The sequence below is a fragment of the Streptomyces sp. NPDC006193 genome (genome assembly GCF_040613915.1).
Lineage (GTDB): Bacteria > Actinomycetota > Actinomycetes > Streptomycetales > Streptomycetaceae > Streptomyces.
In genome coordinates, this window is sequence record NZ_JBEXTB010000017.1 from 74,488 (window position 1) to 92,004 (window position 17,517).

General features: G+C 74.8%; 16 protein-coding genes and 1 pseudogene. 9 read left to right on the forward strand and 8 right to left on the reverse strand.

Annotated features, from left to right (window positions below; translation table 11 throughout):
- Window positions 1-74 precede the first annotated feature (74 nt).
- Together ABZ261_RS17685 and ABZ261_RS17690 are read right to left on the reverse strand one after the other, a co-directional pair.
- The gene (locus tag ABZ261_RS17685) at window positions 75-1,010 is read right to left on the reverse strand and encodes a serine hydrolase (RefSeq protein WP_356860063.1); all 936 of its coding nucleotides are present in this window, start codon (window positions 1,008-1,010) and stop codon (window positions 75-77) included.
- Window positions 1,007-1,978, reverse strand: coding sequence for a LysR family transcriptional regulator (locus ABZ261_RS17690; RefSeq protein ID WP_356860065.1), 972 nt, complete (start codon window positions 1,976-1,978; stop codon window positions 1,007-1,009). Before ABZ261_RS17690 ends, ABZ261_RS17685 begins: the two co-directional genes overlap by 4 nt.
- Window positions 1,979-2,106: 128 nt before the next feature.
- On the opposite strand from ABZ261_RS17690, the gene bla reads away from it, so the two are divergent.
- Window positions 2,107-3,042 (forward strand): class A beta-lactamase, encoded by a 936-nt coding sequence (gene bla / locus ABZ261_RS17695; RefSeq protein WP_356860067.1) that lies wholly within the window; start codon window positions 2,107-2,109, stop codon window positions 3,040-3,042.
- Window positions 3,043-3,170: 128 nt separating this feature from the next.
- Here the strand turns inward: bla and ABZ261_RS17700 are convergent, their stop codons facing one another.
- Window positions 3,171-3,899 carry a hypothetical protein gene (locus ABZ261_RS17700; RefSeq protein ID WP_356860069.1) on the reverse strand — a complete coding sequence of 243 codons (729 nt, stop codon included), beginning with the start codon at window positions 3,897-3,899 and terminating at the stop codon, window positions 3,171-3,173.
- A gap of 325 nt (window positions 3,900-4,224) precedes the next feature.
- Here ABZ261_RS17700 and ABZ261_RS17705 point away from each other — a divergent pair, with 325 nt between their 5' ends.
- The 3 genes from ABZ261_RS17705 to ABZ261_RS17715 all read left to right on the forward strand — a co-directional run bounded on the left by ABZ261_RS17705 (window position 4,225) and on the right by ABZ261_RS17715 (window position 6,175).
- Window positions 4,225-4,758, forward strand: coding sequence for a hypothetical protein (locus tag ABZ261_RS17705; protein ID WP_356860071.1), 534 nt, complete (start codon window positions 4,225-4,227; stop codon window positions 4,756-4,758).
- A gap of 218 nt (window positions 4,759-4,976) precedes the next feature.
- Window positions 4,977-5,159, forward strand: coding sequence for a hypothetical protein (locus ABZ261_RS17710; protein ID WP_356860073.1), 183 nt, complete (start codon window positions 4,977-4,979; stop codon window positions 5,157-5,159).
- Window positions 5,160-5,284: 125 nt separating this feature from the next.
- The gene (locus ABZ261_RS17715) at window positions 5,285-6,175 is read left to right on the forward strand and encodes an SDR family oxidoreductase (protein WP_356860075.1); all 891 of its coding nucleotides are present in this window, start codon (window positions 5,285-5,287) and stop codon (window positions 6,173-6,175) included.
- Window positions 6,176-6,203: 28 nt separating this feature from the next.
- Here ABZ261_RS17715 and ABZ261_RS17720 read toward each other — a convergent pair.
- From ABZ261_RS17720 to ABZ261_RS17735, 4 genes and pseudogenes are all read right to left on the reverse strand, one after another.
- Window positions 6,204-6,476, reverse strand: a pseudogene (locus tag ABZ261_RS17720) (aminoglycoside phosphotransferase family protein); the annotation flags it as partial.
- 95 nt (window positions 6,477-6,571) lie between these two features.
- The gene (locus ABZ261_RS17725; RefSeq protein ID WP_356860076.1) at window positions 6,572-7,345 is read right to left on the reverse strand and encodes a polysaccharide deacetylase family protein; all 774 of its coding nucleotides are present in this window, start codon (window positions 7,343-7,345) and stop codon (window positions 6,572-6,574) included.
- A gap of 331 nt (window positions 7,346-7,676) precedes the next feature.
- Complete coding sequence (locus ABZ261_RS17730) at window positions 7,677-7,832, reverse strand: DUF6131 family protein (protein WP_356860078.1); 156 nt, start codon at window positions 7,830-7,832, stop codon at window positions 7,677-7,679.
- A 92-nt stretch (window positions 7,833-7,924) separates the two neighbouring features.
- On the reverse strand, window positions 7,925-8,314 hold the full coding sequence (locus tag ABZ261_RS17735; protein ID WP_356860080.1) for an alpha-amylase: 390 nt from the start codon (window positions 8,312-8,314) through the stop codon (window positions 7,925-7,927).
- Window positions 8,315-8,795: 481 nt separating this feature from the next.
- On the opposite strand from ABZ261_RS17735, the gene ABZ261_RS17740 reads away from it, so the two are divergent.
- The 5 genes from ABZ261_RS17740 (at window position 8,796) to ABZ261_RS17760 (ending at window position 16,892) form a co-directional block, all read left to right on the forward strand.
- A complete protein-coding gene (locus ABZ261_RS17740; RefSeq protein ID WP_356860082.1) occupies window positions 8,796-9,224 on the forward strand; it encodes an ATP-binding protein in 429 nt (142 codons plus the stop codon).
- Window positions 9,225-9,871: 647 nt separating this feature from the next.
- Complete coding sequence (locus ABZ261_RS17745) at window positions 9,872-11,797, forward strand: NAD-binding lipoprotein (RefSeq protein ID WP_356860084.1); 1,926 nt, start codon at window positions 9,872-9,874, stop codon at window positions 11,795-11,797.
- Between the two features lie 273 nt (window positions 11,798-12,070).
- On the forward strand, window positions 12,071-14,215 hold the full coding sequence (locus tag ABZ261_RS17750) for a SpoIIE family protein phosphatase (protein WP_356860086.1): 2,145 nt from the start codon (window positions 12,071-12,073) through the stop codon (window positions 14,213-14,215).
- Between the two features lie 224 nt (window positions 14,216-14,439).
- Window positions 14,440-15,861: a glutamate decarboxylase gene (locus ABZ261_RS17755; protein ID WP_356860088.1), complete on the forward strand. Its 1,422-nt coding sequence runs from the start codon at window positions 14,440-14,442 to the stop codon at window positions 15,859-15,861.
- A 161-nt stretch (window positions 15,862-16,022) separates the two neighbouring features.
- A complete protein-coding gene (locus ABZ261_RS17760; RefSeq protein WP_356860090.1) occupies window positions 16,023-16,892 on the forward strand; it encodes a class II glutamine amidotransferase in 870 nt (289 codons plus the stop codon).
- 38 nt (window positions 16,893-16,930) lie between these two features.
- Here the strand turns inward: ABZ261_RS17760 and ABZ261_RS17765 are convergent, their stop codons facing one another.
- On the reverse strand, window positions 16,931-17,464 hold the full coding sequence (locus ABZ261_RS17765; RefSeq protein ID WP_356860092.1) for an STAS domain-containing protein: 534 nt from the start codon (window positions 17,462-17,464) through the stop codon (window positions 16,931-16,933).
- Between the last annotated feature and the right edge of the window lie 53 nt (window positions 17,465-17,517).

Sequence of the window (17,517 nt, forward strand, 5' to 3'; positions counted from 1 at the left end):
GCCGCCGGGCCGCCGTCCGTCGGTGGGATGCCGGCGCCCACGGTCCGGTCGACGGTTTTCGGACGACGGGCGCCTCAGCGGCGCAGGGCCTCGAACGCCTCGCGGCCCGCGGCCCCGATCGCCAGGTCGATGTCCGGGGCATGACCGGCCCGTCGGTCCGCGCGCGTGAGCGCGGCGATCGCCACCCGGTCCCCGAGTTCCGCCTCGACCACGCCGATCTCATGCCTGAGGTGCAGGAACGTACCGGTCTTGCCGCTCCAGCGCAGCGAGTCCGTGCGCAGTTCGCTCGCCAGCCGGTGCGTGAAGGCCTGCAGACCCATCAGCCGGCGCAGCTCCGCCGTGGCCGCGGGCGTGGAGATCTCGTCGCACCACACGCGCTGCAGCAGGTCCACGAGGGCCGCGGCGGACCCGGCGTTGGTGTACGCCGGGTCCAGCGTCTCGATGGTGTGCCGGCCCGCCCGCTCGTCCCGCACGGCCAGTTCCAGAGCCAGGGAGAAGTCGTCGCCGGCGGCGCCGGCGGCGCACTCGTACAGGTGGTTCATCCGGTGCCGCAGGTGGATGTCCCCGCACCCCCAGGCCCGCAGCCGCGCGTCGGCTTCCGCCGCCGGCACCAGACCGAACAGCGCGTCGGCGGCGGCGTTGTCGCTGATCGACAGCATCAGCAGGAGCAGGTCGCCGACGGCCACGGCGGCCGGGTGCCGGAAGGCCGCGAGCCCGGTGGGACCGACGCTGCTGGTGCCCGGGTCGACGGTCACCCGCTGTGCCGACGCGAGGTCCCCGGCGGCGATCCGGTCCAGCACCACCAGGGCCAGCGGGACCTTCGCCACCGACGCGAGCGCCGTTGTCTCCTCGACGTCGAAGCCCAGTTGCTCGCCGGTGTCGATGTTGCGGGCGAGGAAGGAGCCGCGGACGCCGAGGGCCGCCCAGTCCGCGGCGATCGCCTCGGCGACGTCGAGGAGGGCGCCGTCGCCGCCGACGTACACCGGGTGGTGCACCTGCGCGGCGCTCATCCGCGTGCCGCCAGCCGCGAGGAGTCGCCCGCGGTCCGGGGCCCGTGCCCGGCGGACCGTGCGGGCACGGCCTCCACCGCCGACGCCAGCAGCGCGGCCAGCCAGCCCGGCGCCCTCGCCGGGCCGGACCGGCCGGCGGCGGCGCTCACGTCGTACCCCCGGTGCAGCGACCGGTCGGCCAGGGGCGCCCAACGGGCCCCGTGCTGCCGGGCGAACGGCTCGGCGCACAGCAGCAGTGTCCGCCCCGCCAGCGTCTCGGCGAACGCGGTGGCGGCCGGCCCGGCCGGGCGGATCCGCGACTCGGGCAGTCCAGCCCGTGCGGCCGCCCGCGTCAGCCTCTCCTCGAAGTACGGCACCTCATCCTCCGTCAGCAGCAGCAGGGGTGGCGGTGCGGCGGTCCGGGCGGTGCGTCCGCGCCGCGGCCGCAGCGCCTCCAGGTGGACCGTGCCGCGCGAGGCCGCGCCCCCGTCGCCGTCCGGCCCCGGGGCGGACGCCACTCCCAACGGCACCCGGAACGACGCCCGTTCCGGCGCCACCCGCACCAGAGCGTAGGCGAGCGAACCGTCGGCGAGGCCGGAAGCCCGCTGCGTCGGCGGCAGTTCCCGCACCGCGAGGGTGATCCCGCGTTCGCTGCCGGCGCGGATGACGCGGGCCAGCGCGGCCGGGGCGCAGTCCGCGGGCACGCCGACGGCCTGCCCCTGGGACCGCCGGGCCGACCGGGCGACCTGCCGCAGCCGCTGCGCCCGGTCCAGCACGTCCCGCGCGTACGGCAGGAGCAGCACGCCCAGTTCCGTGGTCGCGATCTGCCGCCGGGAACGGTCGAACAACAGGCCGCCGAAGTGTTCCTCCAGCGTCTTGATTCGGCGGCTGAGCAGCGGCTGGGCGATACCGAGCCGATCGGCCGCCCGCGAGAAGCTCGCTTCGTCGGCCGTCGCCACATACGCCTCGAGGTGCGCCAGGAGATCCACCCAGCACTCATATCAATGAGGCATGGGATCTTCAAAGTTCACTCTTGGACATGAGTGGGCCGCTGCTGTTTCGCTGTCCCCTCGAAGATCCGTCAGCCCATGACGGACGATCCGGGAGGACTTCACCCATGACCAGCTCCGACCGCACCACCCCGCTGCCGCGCCGCTCCCTGCTCAGGGCCGGCCTCGCGGCCACCGGCGCCGCGGTGACCGCCACGGCGTTCACCGCCTCCGCCGCCTCCGCCGCGCCGTCCGCCCGGCGGGCGCGGCAGGCCGGGACGGAGGAGCTGGCCGAGCTGGAGCAGCGCCACGACGCCCGGCTCGGTGTGTACGCGCGCAACGTCCGCACCGGCCGGACCGTGACCCACCGGGCCGAGGAACGGTTCGCGATGTGTTCGACGTTCAAGGCGTTCGCCGCGGCGGCGGTGCTGCGCGACCAGGCGGGCTGCGCGCCCCTGGACAAGGTGATCCACTATCCGCCGCGCGACATCATCGACAACTCGGACCGGACGAAGGAACACCTGGAGACCGGCATGACGGTGGCCGACCTGTGCGCGGCGGCGATCCAGAACAGCGACAACGCGGCCGGCAACCTGCTGCTCCGGCAGATCGGCGGTCCGGCCGGGCTCACCCGCTTCTTCCGGTCCCTCGGCGACGACGTGAGCCGGCTGGACCGGTGGGAGACGGACCTGAACACCGCGGTCCCCGGGGACCTGCGCGACACCACGACCCCGCTGGCCCTGGCCGGCAGCCTGGAGAGCCTGATGCTGGGCCCGGCGCTGCGCGACGCCGACCGTGAGCAGCTCGTCACCTGGATGAAGGGCACCCTCACCAGCGGCGAGCGGTTCCGTGCCCGGCTGCCGCGGGAGTGGGTCGTGGCGGACAAGACCGGCACCGGCTCCTACGCCAGCGCCAACGACATCGGCGTGGTCTGGACGACCCGGCAGACACCGCTGGTGCTGGTGGTGCTGTCCTGCAAGTCCACCCAGGACGCCCCGGTGGACAACGAGCTCGTCGCCGAGGCGGCGCGCATCGCGGCGGACGTCCTCGCCCCCGGCGAGTAGCTCGGCGCGCCACCCGCCCATCTCCCCGCCGCCCCGTCGTCCGGACCGGGACCAGCCGTCGGGGCGGCGAGCCGCTCCTCGCGGGGGCCGTGCCGGCTGCCCCCGCGAGGGGCCCGGCCCGAGCGGGCTCAGCCGACGGGGTCGCCCGGGGCCGCGGGACACGCCTCCAGCCCCGGCGCGGCCAGCAGGTCGTCGATCAGCTCGCGGGAACCGCCGACGTAGGTGCTGACCAGGTCCACGTCGCCGCCCACGCACCAGGCGCGGTCCTGCGGCCACCACAGGTCGGGGAGGTGGGCGAACGGGTCCAGCGACGTCGGGGAGACGGCGTCGGCCAGCCGGCCGGCCAGCAGGACCTCGTCACGGCCCGGCGTCCCGAACGTCGGGAACCGGCCGAAGTCCCACTGGCCGTACCCGCACCACAGCCCGAACCAGCAGTGTTCCGCGGTCGCGGTGTGCCGTTCCAGGACGGGCAGCAGCGACCGCGCCACGTCCGGTGGGGTCGGCCCCTCCTCCGGGTGCTCGTCCCACACTCCCGGCAGGCCGTACTCGGAGACGTCCAGGCAGTCCTGGTCCATCCCGACGACCTCGTGCCAGCGCGAGGTGGGCGCCACCCGCGTCCCGTGCGCGGCGGCCGCCGTCGACCAGCGCACCGGCCGCTCGTCGAGCGCTGCGGGGTGCAGGATGCGCGCGTAGGCGGCGAAACCCGGCGCGGCCACGGCCGCCACCGTGCCGAAGGCGCCCTGCCCCGGCCCGAGTTCGGTGAGCCAGTCGGCGGGGGAGAGGTCGCGGGACTGCACCCGCAGGCGCCCGTACCGCTCGGGGGCGGGGCTCTGCTGGACCGGACGGAAGTCGTTCACCCGCACAGTGTGCCGGGTCCCCGGCCGGGAACGGCCGAGCGGGGCGGGCCGGGCCCCGGCCCGCCCGCAGCAGGACGTGAACGGCTACGAGGGGCTGCCCTCGGGCCGTGTCCTTCGGCCCCGACCCGCACAACGTCCCGAGCCCGGTGCGGCGTGAGCGCTCCGACTGGCGTGCGGCTGCTACGTCCACGGTCTGACTCCGTCTTCGGGCGCATGCGCCCGAAGGCGCACGCGCTCCCGCCCTGGGGACGGATGTGGCCGCGCGAGGGTGCGTGACAGTCTCCGGGATGTCGCAACCAGCCCTCGAACAGGGAGCCCCGGCCTCATGACCAGCAGCGCGCTGCCACCTACCCCTGCACGTCCTGGGACCACGGCACCTGTGCCCCTGTGGGCCCGGCGCGCGGCAGCCGCGGTCCTGTGGACCTCCCTGCCGTCGGCGCTGTGGCGGTTCGCCGTGGTGCTCGGTGTCCCGCTGGGGCTCGCCGCGTCCGAGTACGACGCGATGCTCGTTCCCGGCTGGGGGTACCTCATGGTGCCGTTGCTGTCCGTTCTGCAGGAGGCACTGGCCTTCCTGACGTTGGGACTGGTGCGGCCGTGGGGCGAAGTATGGCCGCGGTGGGTGCCACGCCTGCGCGGGCGTCGCATCCCCGTGCTCGCCGCGGCCGTACCCGCGGCGCTCGGCGCACTCGCCTGCACGGTCTACGGCGTGCTCTTCGTGTGGACGACGCTGCACGCCGACATGGCGATCACACCGTGGGGGGAGTGGGTGATGACCCTCTGCTACGTGCCGATGGTGGCGTGGGGGCCGCTGCTGGCCGTCGTCACCACCCACTACTACCGGCGCCGCACACGCCGTTGACCGGTATGACCGGCTGTCCCACCCCGGCCGGTCCACACGTCTTGACCAGCGCCCCACCTGACCTTCGCGGGGGGCGTTGACGTATTCGGGATCGCCCGCCGGCGGGTCAGGCAGGACGGGTTTCCCAGTACCGCCAGTAACATGATCACCTTTCTCTGGAGCTGTACCAGTCAGTCAACTCGACACCGTCGCGGGACGGTGTCTGCCCGGAGATGCCCATGTCCAGCAGTAACGACGCGTTGGAAGACGCGCGCCTCACGTACGAGCAGCACATGCGGACCTGCCGTCAGTGCCACGCCGACGGCACGCACTGTGCCGTGGCGAAGCACCTCCTGCGGATCTACAACCTCGCCCGCAGGGACCGGATGCGCGACACCGGCCGGGGCCCCACGACGGCCTGACCGCGGGGGCGCACCGCCCCCGCCCGCGCAAGAGGGGTGCGCCGGTCGGGTGGGAGCGCTTTTCACCCGCCCTGAGCCGGGAACCCGGTTGCCTGTCCCGTCGATCCGAGACGCAGGAGACCACTGTGACCGACCAGCACGGTGACCGGCCGAACCCGGTCACCCAGCACCCCCGCCCCGACTTCCCCTCCCAGGATCAGCCGCACCCGGGCCACACCGCCCGGATGGACCCGCAGCCCGACCACGGCGAGGAGTCCTACCGCGGTTCCGGCCGTCTCGACGGCCGCAAGACCGTGATCACGGGAGGGGACTCCGGCATCGGACGCGCCGTGGCGCTGGCCTTCGCCCGCGAGGGCGCCGACGTGCTCTTCACGTATCTCGCCGAGGAGGAGGAAGACGCCCGCGAGACGGCCCGCCTGGTGGAGGAGGCGGGACGCAAGGCGGTCGCCGTGTCCTGCGACATCCGCGAGGAGGACAACTGCCGGTCGCTGATCGAGCGGGCGGTCGCCGAGTTCGGCCGGATCGACGTCCTCGTCAACAACGCCGCCTACCAGATGTCCCAGCCCGACGGCATCGAGGCCATCAGCACCGAGCAGTTCGACCGGGTGATGCGGACCAACCTCTACGGGATGTTCTGGCTCACCAAGTTCGCCCTCCCGCACATCCCGGCCGGCGGCTGCGTCATCAACTCCACCTCCGTGCAGGCGTACCAGCCGAGCCCGCACCTGCTGGACTACGCCATGACCAAGGGCGCGATCGTCACCTTCACGCACGGGCTGGCCCAGATGGTCGCCGAGCGCGGCATCCGGGTCAACGCGGTCGCGCCGGGCCCGGTGTGGACCCCGCTCATCCCCGCGACCATGCCCGACACGTCGGAGTTCGGCAAGCAGAGCCCGCTCGGGCGTCCGGCCCAGCCCGCCGAGCTGGCCCCCGCCTACGTCTATCTGGCCTCGCCCGAGTCGAGCTTCATCACCGCGGAGATCCTCAACGCGACGGGCGGCACGCCCCTGCCGTGACCGGCGCACCGGCGCGGGGAGCGCACCGTCAGCCGGCCCGGAACGGCGGCTCGTCCAGCAGCTCCGGCAGGCACCGGGCGCTCTCCGCGGCCCCCGGCCCCGCGCCGGACGCGCCGGATACGCCGGGGAACATCCGCCGCCAGGAGGCGGCCCGGCCCAGTGCGCTCAGCCGCCAGGCGAGCCCGGCCGCGCGCCGCAGCTCCCGGGCCGTGCGCCCGTCCCCCGTCCACGGCTCCAGGCAGGCGCCGAGCAGCCGGGGCAGCACCTGCGGCCCGCGGCGGCCGCAGGCCCGTTCCGGCACGCCCGGCGCGCGGTGCGGCCGGTTCCGCGCCGGGCGCTCACCCGGCCGCGTGCGCGGGGGCCGAGGCCCGGAACGCGCCCCCGGATCCGTCCCGGTCAGCGGACCGGGAAACCGAACGCGTAGCCCTGCTCCTTCAGCCACGGCAGCAGGACGCGCAGTGCGGCCACGGTCTGGGCGCGGTCGCCGCCGGCGTCGTGGAAGAGGAGCGTCGGCCCGTTGGCGAGCTGGCTCTTGACGGTCGCGACGATGGCGTCCGTGCCCGGCCGCTCGAAGTCCTTGGAGTCGACGTTCCAGCCCAGCGGGCGCATTCCGTGCGAGGCGGCCAGCTGACGGCTGTAGGGGGTGAACGCGCCGCCCGGCGCCCGGTAGTACAGCGGCCGCACACCCCCGGACGCCTTGGTGATCTGCCGCTCGGCCTCCACGACCTGCTGCGACTGGTAGGCCCGGGACTTGCCGTCCATCCCGGTGTCGTGCGACACCGTGTGGTCGCACAGCCGGTGCCCGGCGGCCACGACCTTCCTGACCAGGTCCGGGTGCGCCTGCGCCTGCGTGCCGACCATGCAGAAGGTCGCCTTCACGCCGTGGTCCCGCAGCAAGCGGAGCACCTGCGGCGTCCAGACCGGGTCCGGGCCGTCGTCGATGGTGATGTTGACCGCGTGCGCGCCCCGGTCCGAGGAGTGGGCGATGACGGCGGACACGGGCGCCGCCTTCGGCGCGGCCGCCCGGGCCGAGGCACCCGGCGTGGCAGGCTGGCCGTGCGTCTGGCCGGCCTCGGCGCTCCACACCGAGGTCGCGGCGGCCAGCGCCGTGACCCCGAGTGCCGCCGCGATCATCCGGCCGTACCATCCCCGCCCGCCGTGCCGCGCCATGTCCGTCCGCCCCCTGCCGTGTCGATGGGTTCCGTGCACATGGCAGGACGGCGGGGACGGGACGCGGGATCCCTCTGTTACGGATCAAGGACAATGCCGGGCCGCGTCTGCGACAGTCCCGGCAGGGGCCGCCTCAGGGCGGGGGCGGGGGGAGACACGGGCTTCGGCGGGTGCGGCGCAGCGTGACGAGGATCAGGGTTGGGAGCGCGGCCTGCTGTGCCCGGGGGGGGCGAGCGGATGACGCGGTGACCCGGGCCGTCTGCCGGCACACGGGAACGGCCGGCAGCGCAGGCGCTGCCGGCCGTCGGGGTCCCGGCGACGAGATCGCCGCTCACCAATAATGGCGCCGGCCGGCGACCGCGTGCCCCATGGAACCCATGATCCAGAGGATGGCTCCGATCACCAAGAGGATGATCCCGATGGTCCACAGGATGGATATTCCTGTGAGGAAGCCGATGATGAGGAGGATGACACCCAGGGCGATCATGACGTGCCTCCGGTGGATAGCAGTGCCCTTGTCTCTCTAGTGCCCCGGATGCGGGCTTCCTTGCACGCGCACCGCGAGAAATTAGGGCCGGGTCAGGACGGCGGACACAGGGCGGCGTGGTCGGCCCGGCCGTGCCGGCCGAGGTAGCCCTCGCCGAGGGTGGTGAACGCGCCGGGCGGAACGGTGGAGCACGGTCCCGTCGCGCCGTCCTGGTAGACGACCGCCAGGCCCAGCGCCTCGGGGCAGGTGTTCTCGACGGTCGTGTAGCGCCAGCTCTCGTGGAGGGCCACGCACTCGGGGGCCGGCTCGGCCGCGAGGGGGGCGGCCTCCGCCGTGGCCTCCGCCGTGGTCCCCGCCGTGAGGGGGGCGGCGGCGACCGGAGCCCCCGCGGTGAGGGGCAGGACGGCGGCGGCGACGCGGCCGAGCCAGACGAGGGCACGGTCCCCTCTGCTCCGTGGGACCGCTTTTCTCCGTACGACCACTGCTTGACTCCTTGATGGCATGAACGCGCGAGCTTCTCGAACCGGGCAAGCGGCGCATACGAGCGCGGCATGTGTTCAAGAGTCGAAGGTTGCAGTGTCGGAGGCCAGGCGCAACGGACGGGGAGGGAATCGGGACAGCTCCGTCGTTGCACCGTGCCGGGCGGCCTCACCAGGACGGACGCCGGAACGGCGGTGACCACGCAGTGGATGAAGGGTGAAGCGTTCCGCCGTCCCGGAGGCGATGCGAACGCTCGCGGCAGGTGGGCGGCCCGGCCGGCGATCAGGGCGGCGGACGGTGTGCAAGACGCGTCCGGTCCGGCCCGACCGGCTTCCGCCTCCCTGATGTGCGGAGAACGGCCGCGGAAGTGACCGGCATGCTCGGATGAGCCCGGGGTAGACGGCGCCCGTGAACACAGTGAAGGCGGCATCCACCGGGCTGGGTGCCGGAGGAGACGACGCCACCGCCCCCGGGACCGGACCGATGAGCACCGCCGTGGCGCTGGACGGGGAAGGCGGCTGCATCGCCGAGGCCCGGGGCCATGCCGCGCGGTTCCTGACCCGCGTGCAGGCGGAGCACGGCCTGCCGGTCTCGGCCCGGGCCATGGACCTCACCCAGCTGGTGGTCAGCGAGCTGGTCACCAACGCCTGCAAGTACGCCCCCGGACCGGTGCTGGTCGACCTGCGGATCGTCGGCGCGCTGGTCGAGGTGGCGGTGTGGGACTCGGACCCGGCGCTCCCGGTGGCCCGCGCCGCGGACCCGGGCCGCGTCGGTCAGCACGGTCTGGAGATCGTCATGGCCGTCGTCCAGGCCTTCGAGGCGCGGCGCGAGCCGGTCGGCAAGCGCATCACCGCCCGCATCGCCCTCGCGGACGATCCGGGCGGCAGCGTCTCGGGACGCACGCCCCTGTAGGCACGGGCCGGGAAGGCGCTCGCCGGGCCGTGCGGTGCGACGGCCGCCGGCACGCGGGCGCCGGGTCCGCAGCGGGCCTCCGCGGCGCACCTCACCCGCTGAGCGGGTGCCAGAAGGTGCCCCAGGACGTCCACCTCCCACGGCGACGTGCCCCCCGACGTCCCGACGTCCCGGCACGCCGACGGGCCTGACCGAACGCTGCGGCGGGAGTCCTGGCGTCGGCCCTGCGGCGCGCCTCCAGCAGTCCGCGCGCCTCCAGCAGTCCGCCCGCCCGGCAGTCCGCCGGGTCCGCTGCCGAATCCGCCGCTGCCGAATGCGCCGCCCCACGACGCCCGCGCGCCCGCCCCTCCGGCAGCCGGACACCGGACCGACGGACCACCATCCCCTCCTGGTCCGCCTCCAGGAGGCAGGACGCCGGCCCGTGCGATCGCCCGGCCGGCACGCGCGGCCGGCACGGCACCGCTTCCGCCGCCCCGCCGTCGCACGGCCCGACCGGGATCGCCCGGCCGTGCTCCCGGTCCGGGCCGACCTCGCGGACGCGGCGTCGCATTGCCCCGATCGAGGGAACGAAGCGGCGAACCCTCCTGCTCAGCGCCCTGCTGCGGCACAGTGGCGAACCGGGACGCGGCGCGGCGAGGGGGAGAGGCGTGGCACAGCAGGGGCCTCGGTGGGGCGCCAGGGCACGGTACCGGTTCGACAGCACCTTGGCGCGCGGCACGTCCGCCCTCGTCGGCTGGCTGGCCCTGGTGTGTCTGGCCGTCGTCGTACCCGCCAGCGCGGTGCTGGTGTGGACGGACCCGGCCGCACCGGACTCCCTGCCGGCGAAACTGGCCGCGGTGTGGCGCCGGACCGGCGACACGCTCCGGCTGGGCGGCGTCACGGGCCCCCCGCTGCGCGTGGTGACGTCGCTCCTGCTCGCGCTCGTGGCACTGCTGTACGTCTCCACGCTCGTCGGTCTCATCACCACCGGGCTCACCGAGCGGCTCATCGCCCTGCGACGCGGCCGCTCCACGGTGCTGGAACACGGGCACGCGGTGGTGCTGGGCTGGTCGGAGCAGGTGTTCACCGTGGTCGCCGAGCTGATCGCGGCCAACGCGAACCAGCGGCGGGCGGCCGTGGTGGTCCTGGCCGACCGGGACAAGACCGCCATGGAGGAGGCCCTGTGCGGCACGGTGGGGCGCACCCGCCGTACCCGGCTGATCTGCCGCAGCGGGCCCACCACCGACCCCGCAGTGCTGGCGCTGGCCGGCCCCGGCACGGCGGACTCGGTACTGGTGCTGCCGCCCGACGAACCGCACGCCGACGCCGAGGTGGTGCGGACGCTGCTGGCCCTGCGCGCAGCCCGCTCCGGGCACCGCGGCGAACCGTCCGTCGTCGCCGCGGTCCGGGACGAACGCCATCTGCTGGCGGCCCGCCTGGCCGCGGGAGCACACGGCGTCGTCCTGCAGAGCGATGCGGTCACGGCCCGGCTGATCGTCCAGGCCGCCCGCCGCCCCGGCCTCTCCCTCGTCCACCGCGAACTCCTCGACTTCGCCGGCGACGAGTTCTACGTCACCTCGGCCGCGTCGCTGACCGGCCGGACCTTCGGCGACGCGCTGCTGTCCTACGCCACCGCGAGCGTCGTCGGCCTGATCCGTGACGGCAGGCCGTGGCTCAACCCGCCCGCGCGGACGCGGATCGAGCCCGCGGACCGGCTCGTCGTCATCACGGCCGACGACGACACCGCCGAGTGCGCCGACTGCTCCCAGTCGGTCGAGGAGGCGGCGATGGGCACCCGGCGGCCCGTGCCCGAACGGCCCGGTCGGGCACTTGTGCTGGGCTGGAACCGCCGCGCCCCGCTGGTCCTGCGGGAATGGGGCCGCCACGCCGCGCCCGGCTCGGTCGTCGACGTCGTGGCCGGCGGGGACCGCACCGCGGCGCCCGAGGGGCGCGGAGCGGAGACGTCCGCCCCGACCGGTCTCACGACGGTCTTCCGGGCGGGCGATCCCACCCGCCCCCGGACCCTGCGCGCACTGGACCTCACCCGCTACGACAGCATCATCGTGCTCGGCCAGGACCCGGTCGCGGGGGAGCGGGCGCAGGAGGCCGACACCCGGACGCTCGTCACCCTGCTCGTGCTGCGCCACCTGGAACGGGAGACCGGCCGCGAACTACCGGTGGTCACCGAGCTCACCGACGACAGCAACCGGCCCTTGGCCCCGATCGGCCCCGGAGCCGACGTCATCATCAGCGGGAAACTCATCGGCCTGCTCATGGCGCAGATCTCCCAGAACCGTCACCTGGCGGCCGTGTTCGAGGAACTGTTCTCCGCCCAGGGCACACAGGTCCACCTGCGCCCGGCCGCGGAGTACGTCCTGCCCGGCCGTGAGGCGTCCTTCGCCACGGTCGTCGCGGCGGCACGCGACCACGGCGAGTGCGCCATCGGCTATCGCAGCGGCGCCGAGGCCAGCTCGGTGCCCGACCACGGGATACGGATCAACCCGGCCAAGACAGCCCGCCGACGCTGGACGGACGGCGACGAGATCGTCGTCCTGGCCGGCGGGCGGGGCCCGGCGCCGGGCCCCGCCCGCTGACCCCGCACCGGACGGCGACCGGCTGAGGACCCGCGCACGCCGCAGACGTGCCGGCCCCGCCGGCGTGGCCCTGCGCGCGCTCCCGGCAGCGGGCCCCGGCTCACCCGGAAAGGAATGCCGGGCCGGACGGCGTGCCGACCTGCGCCGGGGGGCGTACCGTCCCCCTAGGAGCGGGCCGCGGCGACCGGGCCGGCGCCGCACGCCGGCGCCGGTCCGCAGGGGCTTCTCCGTACGACGTTCCGGGAGGCGGCGCTGCCGGGTTGGAGGCGCCTCGTGACCACTGCGGGTGGTGGGGCAACGGACGCGGAGGCGCTGGATGCCGCGTTCGGGGACACCGTGCGCCGGGCGGGCGCGTCCATCGGCGCCCTGTACCTGCTCACCCCGGACGAGCAGCAGCTCTTCCTGGCCCTGCTGCACGGGGTGCCGGCCGACCTCGCGGAGCCGTGGACGAGGATCCCGATGACCGCACCGGCGCCGGTGGCCGAGGCGCTGCGCGAGGACCGCATGGTGTGGGTGGGCAGCCAGGACGAGATGGCCCGCAGCTACCCGCGCACCGCGATGGCGCTGCCGTACCCGCTCGCACTGGCCGCCGCACCGGTCGGCGGCGCCGGCCGGTGGGGGACGCTGCTGCTGATGTGGCCGGCCGCCCGTCCCGCGTACATGACCCAGCGGGAGCGGGGGCTCATCACCGCCAGCTGCGGACGTCTGGGCCGGCTGCTGGAGGAAGCCGCGCAGCACGGACGGCTCCCCGCACCCGGCGGCCGGCCGCGCGTGCCGCCCACCGCAGCGGTCCGCCGGGCCCAGGCGCCGGAGCTGGCCGCCGCCGACTTCGTCGAACGGCTGCCCGGCGGCAGCTGCGCCCTCGACCTGGAGGGGCGCTTCACCTATCTCAGCTCGGGCGCCTGCGCGCTGCTGGGGCACGAGGCGGGCGAGCTGCTCGGCACCCTGCCGTGGCAGTCCCTGCGCTGGCTCGACGAACCGACCTACGAGGACCGCTACCGGGCCGCGGTCATCAGCCGCGAGCCCGTCGTCTTCACCGCGTGCCGCCCGCCGGACGGCTGGCTCGACTTCCACCTGTACCCGGACGCCAGCGGCATCAGCGTCCGTATCGTGCCCAGCGGCGCGAAGCCCCCGCCGTACCCGGCGTCTCCCCTGACCGCGCGCACCGCCACCCCGGCCCCCGCCGGGCGCCTCTACCAGCTGATGCACCTGGCCGCCGGGCTGACGGAGGTCGTCGGAGTGCAGGACGTCATCGACCTGGTGGCCGACCAGGTCATGCCCGCCTTCGGCGCCCAGGGCCTGGTCCTGTCCACCGCCGACGCCGGGCGGCTGCGGATCACCGGCTACCGGGGCTACGACCCGCGCGCCATCGAGCGTCTCGACGGCCTTCCCCTGGGCACCGCCTTCACCCCGGCCGGGCGGGTCCTCACCACCGGCATCCCCGCGTTCTTCTCCGACCTGCCGGAGATGCAGCGCGTCTACCCCGAGGCGTCGGCGGTCAGCGGCAAGCAGGCCTGGGCCTTCCTGCCGCTGATCGTCTCCGGCCGGCCCGTCGGCTGCTGCATCCTCTCCTACGACCGGCCCCGCCCGTTCCCGGCCGAGGACCGCGCCGTCCTGACCTCCCTCGCCGGTCTCGTCGCCCAGGCCCTCGACCGCGCCCGCCTCTACGACACCAAGCACGACCTCGCCCACAACCTCCAGCAGGCGCTGCTGCCGCGCACCCTGCCCGCGGTCGCCGGCGTGAGCGTCGCCGCCCGGTACCTGCCCGCCACCCGGGGCATGGAGATCGGCGGGGACTTCTACGACTTCGTCCCGCTCGGGGACACCGCCGCCGCGGCCGTCATCGGAGACGTCCAGGGCCACGATGCGGCCGCCGCCGCTCTCATGGGGCAGGTCCGGACCGCCGTGCACGCCCACTCCGCCCTCGGCGCGGAACCGGACCAGGTGCTCTCGGCGACCAACCGGCTCCTCACCGACCTCGGCGCGGACCTGTTCACCAGCTGCCTCTACGCCCGTCTCGACTTCGCCGCCCGCCGCGTGACGCTGGCCAGCGCCGGCCACCCGCCGCCGATCACGCGTGCCCCCGGCCGCGGAGCCCGGTGCCTCGACGTGCCGCCCGGACCGCTCCTGGGCATCGATCCCGGCGCCGTGTTCCCTGTGACCGAGGTTCCGCTCACGCCGGGGCTGCTGCTCCTCCTCTACACCGACGGCCTCGTCGAGAGGCCGGGAGTGGACCTCGACGACGCCATCGCCGGTCTGGCACGCCACGTCGCCCTCGCCGACACCCGGGACCTGGACGCGTTCATCGACACCCTCGTCAGCAGGGCGGGCACCAGCTGGCAGCGCACCGACGACATCGCCCTGCTCGTGCTGCACCACACGGGCACCGCGCGGCCGGCCGCCGGCCGCACGCGCTGACACCGGCCGCGAGCCGGACCGGATGCGGCTGCGGTGCGTGACGGCTGCGGTACGTGACGGCGGCGGTGCGTGACGCGGTACGCGACGGCAGCGGAGCGCCACCCAGTGGCGCTCGGGCGAGCGGACTCGGCGGGTGGGCGGTTCTTCCCGGTATGCCGTGTTCGTGGCGTGGTCGAGGGGAACTACCGACAGAGCCACACCCGCAGCGAGAGGGGCGAGCGCGTATGACGGTGCAGCACGACGACCGAGGGGGCAGCCGCGACCTGGAGATCAATCCGATCTTCAGCCGCGAGCCCCTCCAGGTGCCCCGGTACGCGCTGCCCGAGGCGGAGCTGGGGCCGGACATCGCCTACCAGGTGGTGCACGACGAGCTGATGCTCGACGGCAACGCCCGGCAGAACCTCGCGACGTTCGTGTCCACCTGGGCGGAACCGCAGGCCCGGCGCCTGATGGCCGAGTGCGCCGAGAAGAACATGATCGACAAGGACGAGTACCCGCAGACCGCGGAACTGGAGACCCGCTGCGTCCACATGCTCGCCCGGCTCTGGCACGCCGCCGACCCCCGCCACGCGGTGGGATGCTCGACCACCGGTTCCAGCGAGGCGGCCATGCTCGGCGGACTCGCGCTGAAACGACGCTGGCAGCACCGGCGCCGCGCCGAGGGCCGACCCGCCGGCCGGCCCAACCTGGTCATGGGTGTCAACGTGCAGATCTGCTGGGAGAAGTTCGCCGACTACTTCGAGGTCGAACCGCGTTACGTCCCGATGGAGGGCGACCGCTACCACCTCACTCCCGACACGGCGGTCGAGCTGTGCGACGAGGACACCATCGGCGTCGTGGCCGTCCTGGGATCCACCTTCGACGGCAGCTACGAGCCCGTCGCCGGCATCGCCGCGGCCTTGGACGACCTGCAGTCCCGCACCGGCCTGGACGTCCCCGTCCACGTCGACGGCGCGTCCGGGGCGATGATCGCCCCCTTCCTCGACCCCGACCTGGAGTGGGACTTCCGGCTGCCGCGGGTCGCCTCCATCAACACCTCCGGCCACAAGTACGGCCTCGTCATGCCCGGGGTCGGCTGGGCGCTGTGGCGTGACGCGGACGCCCTCCCCGACGACCTGGTCTTCCACGTCAACTACCTCGGCGGCGACATGCCGACGTTCGCGCTCAACTTCTCCCGCCCCGGCGCCCAGGTCGTTGCCCAGTACTACAACTTCCTCCGCCTGGGGTTCGACGGGTACCGGCGGGTCCAGCAGACCTGCCGCGACGTCGCCACCCGGCTGGCCCGGGAGATCGCGGGCCTCGGTCCGTTCGAGCTCATCACCGACGGCGGCGACATCCCGGTGTTCGCCTTCCGGCTCCGTGACGGCATCGACCGCTTCAGCGTCTTCGACGTGTCGGCCGCGCTGCGCGAACGCGGCTGGCTGGTTCCGGCCTACACCTTCCCGGAGAACCGCACCGACCTCGCCGTCCTGCGCGTCGTGGTCCGCAACGGCTTCAGCCACGACCTGGCCGACCTGCTCCTGGAGGATCTGCGGCGCGTCCTGCCCCGGCTGGACAAGCAGCACGAACCGCAGCGCGACGCCGCGGAGGGCGGCTTCGCCCACGGCGCGGAGACCAAGAACTCCGGCCGCCCGGGCCGCCGCTGACCGCAGGCGCACCGGGCCGCCGGCCACCCTGCCGCCCTCACACCGCCCCGCCGTCCGGCCACCCTGCCGCCCTCACACCGCGACCGGCCCACCGCCCCGCCGTCCGACCGCCCCGCCGTCCGACCGCCCCGCCGTCCGGCCGACCGTCATGGAGGACTCCCGTGTGCCGTCTGTTCGGGCTGAGCAGTGCGCCGCGGCGCACCCGCGCCACCTTCTGGCTCCTCGACGCGCCCGACAGCCTCCGCCGGCAGAGCCACCGCGACCCCGACGGCACCGGCCTCGGGTACTTCACCGCCGCCGGCGCCCCGCACGTCGACAAGTCGCCGATCGCCGCCTACCGGGACCGCGCCTTCGCCCAGGACGCCCGGCAGGTGGAGTCCGCCACCTTCCTCGCCCACGTGCGCTTCGCCTCCACCGGCGGCCTCGACCCCCGCAACACCCACCCCTTCCAGCAGGACGGGCGCCTGTTCGCGCACAACGGGGTCGTCGAGGGCCTCGGCCGGCTCGACGACCGGCTGGGCGAGGACCGGGCGCTGGTCCAGGGCGACACCGACTCCGAGCGGTTCTTCGCCCTCATCACCCGGCAGACCCGCGAGCACGGCGGCGACGTCACCGCCGGCATCGAGCACGCCGCTCGCTGGATCGCCCGCAACCTGCCCCTGTACGCCCTCAACCTGATCCTCGTCACCCCCGGCGAGCTGTGGGCGCTGCGCTATCCGGACACCCACGCGCTGTACGTCCTGGAGCGGCCCGCCGGCGGCCCGCACGGCACCCGGCACCTGGACCACAGCGGCAGTCACGGCCGCATGCGCATCCATTCCGCCGGCCTGGCCGACCACCCCGCCGTCGTCGTCGCCAGCGAACGCATGGACGACAACCCGCACTGGCGCCCCCTGGAGCCCGGCGAACTCCTCCACGTCGGCCCCGGCCTGCACACCACCCGGCGGATCGTGCTGCCCGACGCTCCCGCGCACCCGCTCACCCTCGACGACCTGCACCCCGACGCCGCCGCCTCCCAGCAGGCCGTCTGAAGGGTGGCTGCGCCCGTACCCGAGGCCCGGACCGGCGCTCAGGACCGGCAGGCCTCGCGCCTCCCGGCGCGGTGCGGCCGGGTCGGCGCAGACCCGGCGCCCGGTGACGCTGGGGCGCCCGACGCTCCGGCCTCCGGGGAAGCGGCGGCCACCGGACGGGGTGACCGCGTCTCCTGCTCCTGCGGGGAGGCGAACAGCTCATCGGCCCCGACCAGACGCAGGAGCCTGTCGACGGCGGGGGCGCCGGCGCGGACGACCAGGGTCTTGCCCTGGCCGAGCGCTCGGTGCCGGAGCTCCAGCAGCACGTTGAGGCCGGCGCAGTCGCAGAAGCCGACGCCGCTCAGGTCCAGGTCCAGGCCGCCGGTCGCATGGGCGAGCGCTTCGTCGAGGCCCTGGCGGAGCCGGCGGCCGGAGTCCAGGTCGAGGTCGCCCCGGACGCGCACGCGGACGCGGCTGCCGTCCGGCGCCCAGGAGACCGACAGCCCGCCGGCCAGGCCCTCGCGTCCCGGCGTTGCGAGCCGCGGGAAGTCCGGCGCCGGCAGGGACGGTGCGGTGCGGGCAGGCTCGTACACGGCTGACTCCCTCATCGATCGCCGAGGTGCTCCTCCACGTTGCCCCGGAAGCC

Bases quoted from the DNA above. Each gene is read 5' to 3' on its own strand.
- ABZ261_RS17685 (WP_356860063.1), bottom strand. From the start codon at position 1,010: ATGAGCGCCGCGCAGGTGCACCACCCGGTGTACGTCGGCGGCGACGGC.
- bla (WP_356860067.1), top strand. From the start codon at position 2,107: ATGACCAGCTCCGACCGCACCACCCCGCTGCCGCGCCGCTCCCTGCTC.
- ABZ261_RS17705 (WP_356860071.1), top strand. From the start codon at position 4,225: ATGACCAGCAGCGCGCTGCCACCTACCCCTGCACGTCCTGGGACCACG.
- ABZ261_RS17710 (WP_356860073.1), top strand. From the start codon at position 4,977: ATGTCCAGCAGTAACGACGCGTTGGAAGACGCGCGCCTCACGTACGAG.
- ABZ261_RS17725 (WP_356860076.1), bottom strand. From the start codon at position 7,345: ATGGCGCGGCACGGCGGGCGGGGATGGTACGGCCGGATGATCGCGGCG.
- ABZ261_RS17730 (WP_356860078.1), bottom strand. From the start codon at position 7,832: ATGATCGCCCTGGGTGTCATCCTCCTCATCATCGGCTTCCTCACAGGA.
- ABZ261_RS17740 (WP_356860082.1), top strand. From the start codon at position 8,796: ATGAGCACCGCCGTGGCGCTGGACGGGGAAGGCGGCTGCATCGCCGAG.
- ABZ261_RS17755 (WP_356860088.1), top strand. From the start codon at position 14,440: ATGACGGTGCAGCACGACGACCGAGGGGGCAGCCGCGACCTGGAGATC.